Source organism: Paraburkholderia sp. UCT70, from assembly GCF_050434085.1.
GTDB lineage: Bacteria > Pseudomonadota > Gammaproteobacteria > Burkholderiales > Burkholderiaceae > Paraburkholderia > Paraburkholderia tuberum.
This window is the reverse complement of sequence record NZ_JBNPVZ010000004.1, coordinates 1,042,755-1,056,951: the sequence shown is the minus strand read 5'-3', so window position 1 is coordinate 1,056,951 and position 14,197 is coordinate 1,042,755. Positions and strand designations below refer to the sequence as shown.

14 protein-coding genes are annotated in these 14,197 nt (G+C 57.2%); 1 reads left to right on the top strand and 13 read right to left on the bottom strand.

Features of this window, described 5'->3' with window-relative positions:
• Positions 1-92: 92 nt before the first annotated feature.
• The 4 genes from OKW41_RS30530 to OKW41_RS30515 form a co-directional block, all read right to left on the bottom strand.
• Positions 93-617 (bottom strand): HD domain-containing protein, encoded by a 525-nt coding sequence (locus OKW41_RS30530; protein ID WP_429574959.1) that lies wholly within the window; start codon positions 615-617, stop codon positions 93-95.
• A 188-nt stretch (positions 618-805) separates the two neighbouring features.
• Entirely contained in the window at positions 806-1,102 is a 297-nt protein-coding gene (locus OKW41_RS30525) for a hypothetical protein (protein ID WP_429574958.1), read from the bottom strand.
• A 650-nt stretch (positions 1,103-1,752) separates the two neighbouring features.
• The gene (locus OKW41_RS30520) at positions 1,753-2,064 is read right to left on the bottom strand and encodes a hypothetical protein (protein WP_429574957.1); all 312 of its coding nucleotides are present in this window, start codon (positions 2,062-2,064) and stop codon (positions 1,753-1,755) included.
• Between the two features lie 2 nt (positions 2,065-2,066).
• Complete coding sequence (locus tag OKW41_RS30515) at positions 2,067-2,597, bottom strand: NUDIX hydrolase (RefSeq protein ID WP_429574956.1); 531 nt, start codon at positions 2,595-2,597, stop codon at positions 2,067-2,069.
• 552 nt (positions 2,598-3,149) lie between these two features.
• On the opposite strand from OKW41_RS30515, the gene OKW41_RS30510 reads away from it, so the two are divergent.
• Entirely contained in the window at positions 3,150-4,181 is a 1,032-nt protein-coding gene (locus OKW41_RS30510) for a helix-turn-helix transcriptional regulator (RefSeq protein ID WP_429574955.1), read from the top strand.
• 1,087 nt (positions 4,182-5,268) lie between these two features.
• On the opposite strand, the gene OKW41_RS30505 is transcribed toward OKW41_RS30510, so the two are convergent.
• The 9 genes from OKW41_RS30505 to OKW41_RS30465 form a co-directional block, all read right to left on the bottom strand.
• The gene (locus OKW41_RS30505; RefSeq protein ID WP_429574954.1) at positions 5,269-5,679 is read right to left on the bottom strand and encodes an AAA family ATPase; all 411 of its coding nucleotides are present in this window, start codon (positions 5,677-5,679) and stop codon (positions 5,269-5,271) included.
• On the bottom strand, positions 5,676-5,867 hold the full coding sequence (locus OKW41_RS30500; protein WP_429574953.1) for a hypothetical protein: 192 nt from the start codon (positions 5,865-5,867) through the stop codon (positions 5,676-5,678). Before OKW41_RS30500 ends, OKW41_RS30505 begins: the two co-directional genes overlap by 4 nt.
• A 442-nt stretch (positions 5,868-6,309) precedes the next feature.
• Entirely contained in the window at positions 6,310-6,591 is a 282-nt protein-coding gene (locus tag OKW41_RS30495) for a cyclic-phosphate processing receiver domain-containing protein (RefSeq protein ID WP_429574952.1), read from the bottom strand.
• Between the two features lie 332 nt (positions 6,592-6,923).
• Positions 6,924-7,739, bottom strand: a complete 816-nt coding sequence (locus OKW41_RS30490; protein WP_429574951.1) for an HNH endonuclease — start codon at positions 7,737-7,739, stop codon at positions 6,924-6,926.
• A gap of 56 nt (positions 7,740-7,795) precedes the next feature.
• Entirely contained in the window at positions 7,796-8,488 is a 693-nt protein-coding gene (locus tag OKW41_RS30485; RefSeq protein ID WP_429574950.1) for an OmpA/MotB family protein, read from the bottom strand.
• An 8-nt stretch (positions 8,489-8,496) separates the two neighbouring features.
• On the bottom strand, positions 8,497-9,999 hold the full coding sequence (locus tag OKW41_RS30480; RefSeq protein ID WP_429574949.1) for a hypothetical protein: 1,503 nt from the start codon (positions 9,997-9,999) through the stop codon (positions 8,497-8,499).
• A 501-nt stretch (positions 10,000-10,500) separates the two neighbouring features.
• Positions 10,501-10,776 carry a hypothetical protein gene (locus tag OKW41_RS30475; RefSeq protein ID WP_429574948.1) on the bottom strand — a complete coding sequence of 92 codons (276 nt, stop codon included), beginning with the start codon at positions 10,774-10,776 and terminating at the stop codon, positions 10,501-10,503.
• Positions 10,777-11,686: 910 nt separating this feature from the next.
• Positions 11,687-13,606, bottom strand: a complete 1,920-nt coding sequence (locus OKW41_RS30470; RefSeq protein WP_429574947.1) for a diguanylate cyclase domain-containing protein — start codon at positions 13,604-13,606, stop codon at positions 11,687-11,689.
• Between the two features lie 10 nt (positions 13,607-13,616).
• Positions 13,617-13,940, bottom strand: a complete 324-nt coding sequence (locus OKW41_RS30465) for a hypothetical protein (RefSeq protein ID WP_429574946.1) — start codon at positions 13,938-13,940, stop codon at positions 13,617-13,619.
• Positions 13,941-14,197 lie beyond the last annotated feature (257 nt).

The following is a 14,197-nucleotide window of genomic DNA, read 5'->3' as shown; positions in this document are numbered from 1 at the left end:
TTCCTCATTGTTGGTGTCTTGCGCAGGTAGATATTGACCGCATGCCGACTCCGCGCAGGAAGTACCGCAATTTCAGCCATTCGCCCTTGTTATTAGGCTGACGGCTCCGCCTCGTATGCTTTCTCGAAAACCGCCTCCAGCACAGGATGCACGCCGCGAAGCCCATCTACCACGGCTTTGGCCCACGCAAAATATTCCCGCTTTCGCTCGACCGACCAGTTTGCCGGTGGGCAAGCCGCAATATCGCGAAGGTTGCAGATTTTGTCGGCAAGCTTTACGAGCTTCGCTCCCCTGCTAATGTGGGGAGCGTGCTCGACCTGCAAACGCTTTCGCTCTGCCTTCGGCAAAGTCTTGTCGTCAGTTACCTCTGCGACGATGTCAGCGACCTGTTGGCCAAACTGGACTAGCAGTTCCTCCATCGAAGTGTCTGTATCTTCAACGGTGTCGTGGAGAATTGCAGCGATGAGGACAGTTTCATCATCTACATTACCTTCGTTCGCCAATACATCTGCCAGCGCAACGGGGTGGTTGATGTATGGCGACGCGTCGGCGTCCTTGCGCCGCTGGTTGCGGTGCTTGTCCGCAGCGAATGCGGTCGCTCGAATTAGTTTGTTCATGTTTGTTTCCCATTTTGACCAGAGCTTGGAGACCACGGTGGCACCAAGAGCCGCACCAGCTTCCTGCTGAATCTATCGGTCGTCGAGCGATGCGTCCTGAGCGTAGTTGACTGCGCCCAGTTTCCCGTGCGCTATTGGAACCACCGTTGAATCGCAGCAATACCAAAAACCGCTGAATCGACAGTCGGTTACGGCTGCAAGCAAACGTGACCTTTGAATTCGAAACCCATCGAGTCGTAGTAGCTCCCACCCGCGAACCGCGGCTCCAGTGAATTCAACACGCTTATGGCGCTTTCTGCGGTCACCTCGGACAGACGCTCCGGCGGTACAGGCGCGCGATACCATCTACCAGAACGACTGAAAGACTCATACTCGATGAAGAAGCGCAGCCAGACCGTGGAACAGCGCGTGCATTTGCTCAGCGTCACATCGCCGTAATTGCTGTTCGTCGTATCGACCCCGCTGAATATTACTTCGGGATTCACGAGACCGCCCGCTGGCTCGAAACACTTGCAGCCTGTTGGATGCACTGATTGCATGATTCGTACTTTCCGTTGTTGTCTTGCTCGGCCGATGCGTCGAGCTTGCCTCGGGTGAGATGCGACGCTACGAGCACATCGTGGTGGCGTCCATCGCGTCAACCTCCGCGACCTCTTCCTCGACGTAACTCTGGGTGGGCTCCGCACAAGTCGGGCAGTAAACCGCTATCTCGCGCTCGTCCAGAACCCTCGCCGATATAAGCCACGGTTGAGACGCGTCTTCGTACTCGCCAACGTTTACCGTTACATGTGGTGCGCTTCGGCCCACCGGCCTGCGGCAAAGAGAGCAACTCGCGGTCATGCTGAAGGGCTGATATGCCAGTTGAAGCGTTGAGACGACAGCAGCCTCCGCGTCACTCCAGCACAAGTTGCCGCAGAAATCTGCGAGCACGTCATCGGTAAGCACTGCGATTACCGTACCCTCCTCAGACTCCGAAACCGTCTGGCTACGCTTCGACAGGCTGAAATATCGCGGCCTAAGGTCGCAACCACACGCTCCACAGTGCCGCCCCTCAAATGACCTTATCATTTCGCCCCCCGATTTCCCTCTCCGCCGTCGCCGGCATATCCAATCCCGACCAGTGGCCTCACCTCAACTACTCTGCACGCTGGTAATCGAACATGACAGACCAGACGTCCATGTAGGCATCATGTCGGGCGCGGTCTCGCACCTCAGACTTGAAATTGGGATACGTTATGCCTCGAACAGCCTCCGCAATCTTTTCCGCCACACGCTCTCTCGGCAGGCGAGCACGGTAACCGTAATCAGTTCCGCCGCCAACCTTGACGTTCGCTTCAGGAAATACCTTTTCAATCTCGCCAGCACGGCGTGCACGGACCAGCAGAGTTGTGCCATCGCCGCCTTTGTCTACGACGGAAAGAAATGCATCGGTAAAGAAAATCCACAAAGCTAGCCTCCGGTTGGTGACGTACTCTGTCCCAGAGCCTTCTCGAGAGCGTTGATGAGCGGCTGGTCGTTGACGTGATGCAGGAACCCGCCGAGCTTCTTGAATGGGACCAGATGGACGGCCTGCGACTCCCATCCCATCGCAGCGGGTGTGCCACCGATACGGCGGGCCAGGTAATAGCGAGTGTAGGTCAGAGAACGGACGGAGTCCGCGAGAAATGCGGTGATTTCAACCTGAAGTCCACACTCTTCGAATGCCTCGCGAATCGCCGCGGCCTGCCGGGGCGAGTTCTTTTCGACACGCCCCTTCGGGAACGTGTTCTGATACCCCGCATAACCGTTCGACGGGGAGACAAGCCAAATCCGTCCGTCCGCTTCGCAGACAACTACGCCCGCTGCTTCGTCTTTGCCTTTGGGACAGTTGAACGGCGGTTCAACGATATCGGCCTGTCCAACTACGGTGTTCCATGCTTCATGAGACTGCGGTGCGTCGGACCACGGTTCAAACGGGATTCCGCTAAGCTGGGCCGGCATGGCTCCGTCAGGGACAGTTGATGCGGCAGAGTCAGGCTGGCTCCAAGTTTCAGGCAGGGTCGGCTTGCTTGGGTGTTTCAGCAAGACGGGCTTTCCAGAATCATCGGGTCTGGGGTGGTATACGTTGGCCATTTGGGTTGGTTCGTAAATTCATCACTTAAGGTCTGATGGCACGGCCTAGTCCCCCACATGCGTTATGACCGCGGTGCAGCGGAAATCATCTGCAGCATCGAGAGGTCAGTACTAGCGCATATGCTTTCTGAATACGCCTCGCATTGCGAGCCACGAGGTCGGCGCATACGATGTCTCGGCAAGGTCACTGACGACGAAGAGCAGATACACCTTCTTGCCGGAACCTCAGTTAACTTTGGAATAACGGCCCGCCACAAACAGACTTTAGACCCATCACAAGAATATTGTTCGCTGAATAAGGCGACGACACCTGCGACCGACCGCGCTTTCACTTCCCACGCTGATGTCTTCGCCGTTCCTGTTGCAAGTGTACCTATGGTATGGGACATTTCTTGTCCTGACACAAGTCCCAAAATTTCGATGGCCAAACTCGATTCCGAAATTCTTGCCGTGCTGCCAACACGGCGTTCGCAACAGCCGTGGCTCACAACGCCGGAGGTGGCAGGCGCGCTGAGGCGCGCGGGCATCGACGTTGCGCACGTCAAGACGGTTCAGAGGAGACTGGAAGCCCTCCTAGATGAAGGTGTTGTGCAAAACCGGCGCGTCGGCAAAGCCCTTGAGTGGCAGCGAAAAGAGGGAGCGAGTGGCATTGCCGCCAAGGCTGGGGCGATGATGACCTTCGACGAAGCGCTCGCGTTGCAGGTGTTGCGGCAGTTCGCAGCCCGTCAGATTCCCGCCCTCGTCAGCTCTGCCCTGGATGGGCTATTTGATGCTGCCAGCGAGCGCCTGGCACGAGGCGCCGTGCACGAAGGCCGGCGCCACGCGAGTTGGCATCGCAAGGTGGCCGTAGTCGATGGAGGGTTTCAGGTCATCCGGCCGCAAGTCAAGGAAACTGTCTTCCAGGCCGTATCGCAGGCGCTGTTTGCCGAGCAACTGCTGCAGATTAGCTATCGGGCAAGGTCGAATCCAACAAGGGAGCCCGCTCCCCAGGTTGTCATGCCGCTCGGGCTCGTCGAGGCAGCCGAGCTGGTCTACCTCGTTGCGAAGCCGCCCGCCAAGCCCGCCGCGGTCATGTATCGGCTTGACCGCATGGAAATTGCGGAAATCTGCCTTGAGTCGTTCACGTATCCCCGGGACTTCTCCCTTTCCCGATATGTTGAGGAAGAGCGGCATTTTGATTTCTTTCCAAAGGGCGAGATTCAGGTCGTTCTTCGGTTTGCAGGCGACGCCTGCCATGCCGTCATCGAAACGCCGATATCGGCGGACCAGACCGTAGAAAAAGGCGATGATGGCTGGGTAACGATACGGGCCACGGTCATGCTCAGTGACCGCCTGCATTGGTGGATTCGCGCATTCGGGCCGTACGTCGAAGTGCTCGAGCCGCCTGCGCTACGGCAACAATTCTCCGAGGAAGCGAAGCGGGCCCATGAGCTCTACTACACCGCCGGCTAGAACTCTGCGTCGCTCGCTGCAAGAGCTGTTCTCGGACCCAAACTTAACGCTAGTCGACGATGCGCACGCCGCAATGTCGATGCGGCAAGCGCGCCTGCTGGCGCAGGTCATGGCAGGCTCTCGCTACGCATCTGCCCGTACCGCGACCTCGTGTCGCCCAGAGACAAGTTCATCGCCCGCAGTATTCATGACCTCATCGGCGCCCGGTGCCGCTGGAAATCGGTGCTCCCGTCGTTCATTCTTCCCACAAGCCTAGTCTGTCAGATATCGTCTCCATAGACGACCCAGCCGCTGCAAATCCAGGCATATCTTGCTCGACGGTTACGATACAACCGCGCCATTGCAGACGTCCCACCGCACCTGCCGTTACCGGCGACACGACGTGCACCGCGCGGATGCGTCTCGACAGCATCATGTCGCCGGAACAATGCGGCTATCGGTCCATCGCGCGTGCGCCAGCCATCACACGCAGATAATTATCAGCGCAAGGACGACTGCGTCTCGCTCCGCCGTCATTTCGCACCATTCGCAGCTCCGCTCACGGCCAGAACTGGCCAATTCACTATAGAGACACCAGATGTCTCAATGCGCAACGACAATAGGTCATCACCAGCCAGCAAGTTCTTTGGCCAGTGACGGGATGGGGCACAGGCGTTCCAATGCGCAGGCAGATTCATACCGCGTACGCCCTGCTTCAGGAATGCGAGCGACTTGACGTCGCTATGAACCGAACTCCGCCGGACAGATGACCGCCGCATGTCAGAGGTCATTTGAAAGAGCATAAGAACCTGTGAGAACTCGATGAAATCCAGTGCAAAAGGAACGGGCACCGTCCAAAGTCCTTACATGGCCCAAAACGTTGACGCCGCAATCTCTCACCTCGAACGGGTGCTATCGTCAGAAGGCGCACACTCGTTGTTCGGCCAAACATACTGGCGGGTCCGGGTCATGCAGGTGAGCGCGACACCGGGGCTAATGCATAGCCAACGAGTGCGACTAAATCGACTGTTGGACCTTATTGCGGACGCTGCAGGTACGTCACCGCATCAAAGTCCTGGCACTGAAAACGCATTTGCAGAAAATATGCCTATCTGATGTTCGTGGTCTTCGTCCATTCACCAGTCGGACGGCAGCAACTATAGAGCGGATGCCGACGCCAGTCATTGGACACGCGCACCATACGAGCGCCTCTGAGCCCTCGCGAACTCGCTGCAGGAAGACGGTGGTGCATCACGGCTCTTGTCTCCTCCGCGAGAAAAATCACGACTTTGGCTGGCGTCGATGCCGGGCAACTTGTCATCGCGCCGACCAGCACCGGCTGGCCCGCGGCAATCGCCAACGCGATTTGTGTCAGAAGCATGCTTTTGCCCGTTCCGCCAGGCGCCGCGACGACGCCGACGGAACCGGCCAGCAGTCCCGGCAAAACGTGGTCGAGCGTAGGCGGAGGTGTGGTGAGGGTCAGGCGGATGTCGAGCCGCAATTCGTCGAGCTTCATCATCGAACGCCTCCCACCACATGCTCAGCGAGCCATGCATCCACATCGCACTCGCGCCAACGCAGCAGTCTGGTTCCCGGGATTTGCAGCCGCGGCGGCACCGCCATCGGATTGCGGCGGAGGTCCTTTTTGATGGTTGCTGGACTGCGTCCAAGCAGCGCAGCGAGTTCGTCAAGGTCGAGGAGTTTCACGGTTTCTGGTCCCAAAAGAAACGGTTTTTCGGGACACGAGCTGGCGTTAGGTGCCGACACGTGCCATTACGTGCCAAGAGGCGACGTAACTGGAGCGTGTAGGCCGACGGGTTTATACCAACGTTTGAGAGGTCCGATTCTTCAGCGACGGCCGATTGCTCAACACCGGCTTCTACTGCCGCGGCGTTAGTAGCTCTTTAAGGAGGGGAAGGCGGCTGCGACAGCCGTCCGCCCGCGACTCCGTCACACCGCAGTCCGGCCGAGGAACAGACCGACCATTTCACGAAAGGCCAGCGACTAAGGCAGCACCGCCGGAGCTGTTCTACACACCTTTTTCTCCCGCGGCGGCAAGGCGGGTTGTCTCGCAAAAAAACGTTCAAAAACCACAACCCACGGGCTCGGCCTGATTGCTCCCGATACTGGAGATAGGAACGCAACAGGCTCACAATATTCTCTTTGCCGACCGGATTGGCGCTGTGGGCAAAGAATGTAAGTCGCTTGGGATGAAGCGGCCGCCAGCGTCCAGCTCCAGTTCTATCAATCGGTTGACAACGGCCATTGCTGTATCGTCGCCGCCGAGGTTGTCGTCGAACGTTATCTCGAACGGACATCCGCAGGACTCCAGCAGGGCGATTGCTTGGCCAGAACTGCGAGCGATAGTCCATGGGGTCGACACCGAATCACGAAGGTCGTCGATGAAGAGTCTGTAGCCGTCGCCCGTCATGCTGGGACCTACCCTTCGCGACCTGCGGCTGAGCCTTTTCCGCCTTCCTGCCCATGAATATGACAGCGCGCAGGTGGGCGGCATCTGAATCAGGAGAGGCAGCGGCGCAAGTCCCGCTTCGAGGTCGCGCACGCCGTGGTGCTGGCGGCCTCTCACGAGTATCGTGGGCGAGAAAAGCTGCTTATCCTCAACTCGTCGCTTTCGCCCCAAAGGCTCGATGCGATTGAAGCGCATGACAAGAAGCAGGAGTCGGACGTCGACCGGCTACCTAGCGTGCTTTTTGCTGCCGCGAGACGCGCTACCCTAAACCCGACGCCGAGAAAAGACCACCGCTACCGCTCCTTCGAAAAGGGTCGACGCATTCTTTCCCCGTAGACTCTTTGAAACTCGATGTAGTCTCGCGAGCGACGCATGTGTTCATGGAGCGGTTCAGCGGCATGACAGCCGATGCATAGAGCTGCTAGGTTCTTGTCTCGGTTATCATTTTTTTGACCGTTACGATGATGCACATGAAGAAAACGCGGATGCTCGCTTAGGTCCAACAAGCAGGCCTCGCATTTATGCCCGCGCACCCGCCGGACCGTGCTCGAAATGAGTGCCCAACCCTCGGCGTAGTCATTGACCTCCGCGTCATTTGATGAGTGCTTTGGCTTTACAGCCAATAGGTCACGCGGATACTTCTTGAAAAAGTCCGGCAGCGCAAAGCCCTTGACGTGTTCGGTCCGCACCGACTTTGCCAAGTGGTAGCCGAAGCCGTTCCAAGAGATATGTACCAAGCAGTTCTGACAGACATTCAGGCGAACCTCTTTAGGCTCAACTGCAGAACCAATGAGGTTGACATCGAAAAGGCCCGTTTCCTTACTCGCGACAACGTAACGCCCGCCCCTATTGTTTTGATGCATCTTGCTGAGCGTGCCGCAGAAGGCGAAATGGTATCTCGGCATTTGCTCTCGATTAACCATCGCGTTCACGTCTCGAATGTAGACGAGAACCCGTCGTCCCTTGTAGCCAAGGGTACCGTCCTCAAGGACCTCGATATCGTCAGCATCGACGTCGATTCCTCGGGTCTGTAGAAGCTCTTCTATCGAAAGCTCTATCTCCTTATACTCCACTTTCTTCGCGAAGGGAGCGGCGAGTGGCGCGCTCATTTTGGTTCGAAGACCATTGAGGGCAGGCCACCCTAGGAAGTCAGGGAGCTCCATATTTATTTGCTTTGCAACTTCTGAGCGATGAGGTCCATTTTCTCACTCGCGTTCGTCACGATACGAAACTCGACGCGCTGGTTGGCCTGTTGAGCCGCAACCGATGCGTCATCGGGTGTCAGGGGATGCGAAGACGACAGACCGTTGGCCGTCACGTGCTGTACAAGCCACTTCTCGTGTGGTTCAACTGCGGACAAGGACATCAGATATTCGAGCGTGCTGCGCGTGCGCGCCTGAGACAACTCCATGTTGCGGAAATATGCAGTCTTCTCGTCCGTTGTGCCGGTCCACGCCGCGCTGGTGTGCCCTTCAATCCGAATTTCTTTGACAGCGTTCTGGTACTGGCCAGAAGTCAGTAGCGCAATGTATCTGGGAAAGAACTGACGCAACACCTCCTTGAACCGCGGACGTAGCTCCGAGGAGCCCGTTGCGAAGAGGACCGTGGGGTCGTTAAAGCGAATAGTCATATCGCCAAGAATCTCGGCGTTCCATTGCTTCAGGTCCTTCGCGAACTCTTTCTGCAGCGCCAACTGCAGGTCCTGCTTGGTGGATTCGTATTCCTTCACCACGAGGGTGGTCGTCTTCTCGACACGGAGCATGAATGCGGCCGTCAGAAGCATGAATACCATCATCAGTCCAGTCATCAGGTCCGCCATCGGTATCCAGTATGACTGGTTGCTGTTTTCGCCTTCCATGTGTCACCTTAGGCCGTTCCGGCCATGCGCACGACGTCACGCAACCTGTCGGTGAGGGGGCCGTAGTCTGATACGAATTTCTCGGACAACGACGCCAGTTGCCGGCCCAGTGACTCAAGGCTCTTGGTGAGTTCCTCCTGAAGACCCCTATCGAGGGTGACCACACTCTGGCGGACATGCTCCATGGACTTGCCTAGGCTTTCGTTGACTTCCGACTGAGACTTGCTGAGCGTGTCGACAAGGAGTTCTTTCATCTCTGCGGACGACGTCTGCAACTGCGTGCCGCACGTCTTTACGACGTCGGTGACATCGGCCTGCGATTTTTTGAGAGTCTCGGAAAATAGGTCCTTCATTTCGCTGAGAGACGTCTGCATCTGGCTGCCGGATGTCTTGATGACCTCGGCGACGTCGACTTGCGACTGCCTGAGGGTCTCCACCATCGCGTCTTTCATCTGGGCGGCGGACAGTTGCAACTGTGCACCACTGAGGTTGACCGACTCTGAGATGTCGGATTGCAGCTTCGCTACGTTTTGCTTCATCGACTCGGTCATGTCATCAATTTTGCGAGCGAACTCAGGGGTGACGTCCTTCATCTGGGTAAGAACGGCCGCCATCGAGCGCTGTGACTCGTCAATCTGCTGATGCTGACTGACAAGACCCTGGAGCGTGGTTTCGAGAGCGCTGGCCACATCGCTGAACCGAGCGGCACGGTCGATAAAGGCAGCCAAACCGGCCGCAGACTGACGCAGGTCGTCGGCCGAGGATTTCTGCACCGCCTGGAGCTTGTCAAGCTCCTCCTTGTACTGCTGCTGCCAGACCACCAACTTCTCGACGGCGGAGTTCAACTGCTTGAAGTTGTCGCCGAACTGCTCGTTAATCTGCGCATTGAAGTCCTTTATGACCTCTTTCAACGCGTCTATGAGAGCCTTGGAGCCATCCTCGGACATGCGCTGCGCGAACGTGTCAAACGAGTTCCGCATCTGCTTGAGTTCGTCGACCTGCTCCTGCCGCATCAGCTTTAATTGGGTGAGCAGACTACCTTCCTCAGTGCCCGAAAGGCTGCGCTGAAGTGCCTGCGTTGCTGCGACCACATCGTCGAGCGTCGCTGATTTTGGCGCGCCCGCCGTTTGTGGAATCGGAGCTTTCTGAAAGTAGTGGCGTGCCCTCAACACGAGCGACCCGCCAACACCACTCACAGAGGCCCAGAACGCAGTCTTCACACCTTCCAGCAGATGAGGGACGCTGTCAGAGACATTAGAAGCGTCAAAATGAAGCAGCGCGGTGGCGATTCCGAGAAAGCATCCAAAAATCCCCACGGTAGTAAGGATTTCAGGCCCGTGCACGACAGAAAACCGGTTAAATCGAACGAACGCAAAAAAGACGGTCAGACCAATATTGATGCAAATGAACACCAACGTTGGTGTGTCTGAGATAACAGTCGCCAGCGGCCCCGCTGCAAATACGCTAGGTGCAAGAAGGGCGCAAACAAGTGGAAGAAGCAGCTTTTTCATTTTCAGTTTCTTTATCTGCTTTGCATCGAAGCCCCCGAGGCCACTTCCGGCCTTCAATGCCTCCTGCGCTACAGAATGGTCTCAAATCACTTTCGAACTAAGCGACTGCATAACGGCAAATCGTACAGATTCTTTAATTACTTTGGAAGCGCAGAAATGCGCCAGTTCGAACACGGGACAATAAAATACTTTGGACGGCGCACGCATGACCGGTAGCTGCAAGTATGAGATTAGTTCATGGTGTGAGCGCACCGGACTTCTTTATGAGCATGGCGAGGCCGCTGCATGCGGTCCTCGACGCCTTCCGCCGCTTTCCTCAGAGTGAAGTGCGCCGTGCCGTGGTATGTGCGATTCGGCGCGCGCGCCGGGCCGACTGAGGACTGGAACGAGCGAAGTGTGCCGCCGCATAACAACGGAGCTGACCGATTCTGGCGCCCAAGCCGGGCGTTACCCAAAATCCGATGCTCTTTATTCCGCGCAGACGCGGGGTTACCGACTCATCTACCCTGTTGTCCGTACGTACCGCTCGACCATCACCACGGCTGCCTCCAGCACCGACAGCAGCCCCGCGTATTCGTCACCAATGAAGTCAACTCCGTCTAACCCGCCGCCACTGTCAGCGCAGCGGCGCACCCCGTTACCGCCAGGCGCGCTGCTGGCGGCAATTTTCTTGCGGTCCGGGACGTGAAAGTACTCGTCCGGCGGCAGGCTGAGCGGGCCAAACATTTCGCCGAGGGCTTGGCCAACAAAAGAGATGGCGAGTTCGCGCGGGGTCATGTCGTTTCTGTAGCGGGAGAGGTTGTCACCTATGGCGAACCGCGTCCGACGCACACCACAGCGCCAGACTTTGGGCATCGCCGGCAACCGGACCAACGACTTTTGTTGCCCGCGCCGTCCGCACATGCACAGTAGGAACCAAGGCGAGTCCTCAATATCCCTTTGCGAGCACCTCAACCGGCGACCTTCCGGCACACCCGGGTTATCCCCAGAATTTGTTGGCAAACCTGGGGACAATCTGCGGGCGTGCGCAGTAAGTCTTTGATTGAAGAGAGATGACGGTCGCAAATACAATGCCGGCATGAAGGCACTTGAACGCCAAGGTGGGCCACCCGGTTACCGCTGTTACCTCGTTACCGCCAAATCCGCACTCATAGTCGGTCAGCGATTGGAAAAGTACCGTGGCGGAACTGGTGTCGCACCCAGGCTCAACGGCCAATATAATAGGCGGCTGCCAAATTTACCACCGCTCGATACCACCAACGAATCACAAAACGAAACTCAAATGCCTCTTCCAAACGGTGTTGACCCAACAGGGACGATTCAGAACATATGCCCTTCCGCGGCATGGCTCGGGAATCGAGGCGAAATTCACGATGCAGAAAGCCTCGGCAACTCGGTCCGCGAGCGCTAGCCGCCGTTCGTTGGCGACAAGAAACGGCTCGGAGGCGAGACTGTGAACCGGGACCAGCAGGACAACCGCGTCCTGCTGGTCTTCGTCGCAATTGCTGTTCACCGACACCGCACCAGTGCCATTGAGCACGATGTCTTCGTGCGGAGGCTCAGCGGCAGATTTTCCGTAAAAGTTAGTGCATTGGGCGCAGGGTTGAATCTAAAGGCCCTTTGTCGGGGCTGGTTCAAGTCCCAGTTTGCTCTGGTCGCATTTTCCGCTAGTCCGGCATAGCGTAGCTCAGGCGAAATGGGAGCTAGACGTCACCCTGTCTTGCACTCTCCCCACGCGGTTCCGTCCCGTCCGCTTTGCAACGTACAAAGCTGAGTCAGCGTGCTCGAACAAATCGGCTGCATCGACTGGCTGGCGTAGGTCCCTATGCGCCACGCCGATGCTGAGCGTCACGACACCCAGCGGGCTACCCAGATGTTTCAGCTGCAAAGACTCGACAGCGGCTCTGATGAGCTCGGCAGTGCGCGCGGCTTCGTCCTGTTCGCAATTCTCAAGCACAACAACAAATTCCTCTCCGCCGTAACGGGCGACCAAATCTCGGTTTCGAAGCGTCATAGCGATGGATCGCCCGACTACCTTGAGACACTCGTCACCAGCCTGGTGACCGTACTCGTCATTAAAATTCTTGAAGTAGTCGATGTCTGCGAACAGGACAGCCACCGAGCCGCCAGATATTGCATCCGCATGTGAAGCCAACAATTCTTCCACCTTGCTATCAAGGTAACGACGGTTTCGCAGGCCCGTGAGGCTATCGACGAATGCCATGTGCCGGAGCTGTTGCTCATCCGCAAGGTGTTTTTGTTCTGCAACGACATAGAGGTCGACATCTCGAACGGTGAACGCCAGCGCGGGCCGCTCGCCCGGAACGCCAGATGGCATTGCTGCGATAAAACTTCGAACCCAGATGTAAGTGCCGTCCGAGCGATGCAGTCGGTACTGAGCCGATTTCTCCTGTGCGGTCGCTCCCGCGTGCAAAAGCGCCCTCTGGAGTTCGAGGTGGTCATCCTTATGGACCAGGTCGAGCATCGATGTTCCTGGCAACATCTCCGGTCTGAACCCGAGAACTGTGTTCACGCGCGGGGAGACATATTGGATTACTCCGTCAGCGGACAGTTCCATCACAACCTCCTCGGACCGCTCGGCTAGGTTCCTGAACCGACGCTGTCCTTCCGATAGCGCAGACAACAAGGCTGTCCGCTGCGTCTGCAAAACCGTAATCGGTAACACGATGGACAAAGCCGCTACTGTGAACAGTTGCAATGCGAGAATTCGGTCTTGCATTGTGGCAAACGGAAAGAGCCAGAGCGGGCCGGTTCCGTGCACCGTCAGGGGAACCGAGATAGTAATGAATATCAAGGTCCCCAAAAGCACTGTCGACAATTCTGCGTGGAACGCCAGTAATGCGAGTGGTGGAAGCATCCAGTACAAGTCGACGTACGACGTGTGCGAGAAGATTATGGTCGCCACCGCTCCTGTCAACGCCAGAAGCAAGATTGACTTTACCCGGTTGCGCCGGTCCAGCAGAGTTCTCCATTCCCCCGACAACAGAACTAGCGTCACGGGCGTGAAAATAAGAAACCCGAGCGCGTCGGAAATTACCCAGTTCGAAAATGACGAAAACGGGTGGCTAGTAAAAATTCCTTGAAGCAGGAGAACGGCGACCACTCCCGAAAGCACCGGTGCAACGATGCAGGCGCCCGCCACGAATCGGATGAACATCTTCGGCTGCAGGAGCGCCCTGGCTGATTTCACGCCCGGCAGCATCAATGCTGCGGCACAGGTTTCCACCAAGCCTGCCGCCGTGAACGAGAACGCAACGTAGAAGGTCTCGTCGCCCATCAGGTTTGCAAGCATGAGCCCAATAGCAGCGCCAGCAAGATAAATCGGCTTGTGCCGTCGCCTCAACAGCATCATTTGGCCAAGGAGGTAGCCGTCGGTAACCCAGATGGCAACGAGCTCGCCCGCCATCGTTTTCAGCTGTCCGCTGATAACAAGAAGTACGAAACCGGCAACCAGCCCTACGAAGCCGACGCGTGCATCTCGCCACAACTCGTCTTGTGCAACCATCCCTCTCAGCTCGCCGACAGCACGATTCAGTCTGGCCGCACGAGCCTTGGCGACATGCACTTTCCCCGCATCCTCCGCCATCTGCCCCGCCTTACATTCTGTAGTCTTGTTTCGGTCTTCCGGAAGCACGATATATCGGCAATGGACTGCACAACTTGAGCGCCCCCGTGGAAAAGGAATAGAGGGAATTGACTAGAAGGGTTTGACATTGTCTTGAGGATGACCCTGCGCGAGCGCACGCGCGGCGATGGAGCGCTACTCCCGTGAAATCGGCATGGATAACCCCCATTGCAGGCCGCGCCCGTGCGGTAAATGCGGTTCGACTCGTCTGCCCCTTTCCATTTCGCAAATAGTCCACATAGATTTTGCCGATTCTGTCGGAGGTGCCCGATGTAGCCGAAAATCGGTCGGGCATCCCCTGAATGACGATGGGACGTCGGGTGAACCGAGATTATGCGTGCGCAACCTCGAACCGATTGCCGACATATGGAAGGCGATTCGTCGACGCGCTCATCGCGCAGTGGCTAACTGAGACCCACCGTATATAAGATATGCCGGTTTGCCGGTTTGCCGATATGCCGCTTATCTAATCGGCGGCATTCTTTGAGCCCAAGGCCTCGCCTCTTCGAATGCTGCGGCGGCCCGGAAAATGTCCGTCTCACGGCCGTCCTC

What these genes read in the sequence shown, in the direction of transcription:
- OKW41_RS30495 (WP_429574952.1), bottom strand. Translation starts at nt 6,591, where the DNA reads ATGACGGGCGACGGCTACAGACTCTTCATCGACGACCTTCGTGATTCG.
- OKW41_RS30480 (WP_429574949.1), bottom strand. Translation starts at nt 9,999, where the DNA reads ATGAAAAAGCTGCTTCTTCCACTTGTTTGCGCCCTTCTTGCACCTAGC.
- OKW41_RS30465 (WP_429574946.1), bottom strand. Translation starts at nt 13,940, where the DNA reads ATGCCCGACCGATTTTCGGCTACATCGGGCACCTCCGACAGAATCGGC.
- OKW41_RS30530 (WP_429574959.1), bottom strand. Translation starts at nt 617, where the DNA reads ATGAACAAACTAATTCGAGCGACCGCATTCGCTGCGGACAAGCACCGC.
- OKW41_RS30505 (WP_429574954.1), bottom strand. Translation starts at nt 5,679, where the DNA reads ATGATGAAGCTCGACGAATTGCGGCTCGACATCCGCCTGACCCTCACC.
- OKW41_RS30515 (WP_429574956.1), bottom strand. Translation starts at nt 2,597, where the DNA reads ATGCCGGCCCAGCTTAGCGGAATCCCGTTTGAACCGTGGTCCGACGCA.
- OKW41_RS30510 (WP_429574955.1), top strand. Translation starts at nt 3,150, where the DNA reads ATGGCCAAACTCGATTCCGAAATTCTTGCCGTGCTGCCAACACGGCGT.
- OKW41_RS30490 (WP_429574951.1), bottom strand. Translation starts at nt 7,739, where the DNA reads ATGAGCGCGCCACTCGCCGCTCCCTTCGCGAAGAAAGTGGAGTATAAG.
- OKW41_RS30470 (WP_429574947.1), bottom strand. Translation starts at nt 13,606, where the DNA reads ATGGCGGAGGATGCGGGGAAAGTGCATGTCGCCAAGGCTCGTGCGGCC.
- OKW41_RS30485 (WP_429574950.1), bottom strand. Translation starts at nt 8,488, where the DNA reads ATGGAAGGCGAAAACAGCAACCAGTCATACTGGATACCGATGGCGGAC.
- OKW41_RS30475 (WP_429574948.1), bottom strand. Translation starts at nt 10,776, where the DNA reads ATGACCCCGCGCGAACTCGCCATCTCTTTTGTTGGCCAAGCCCTCGGC.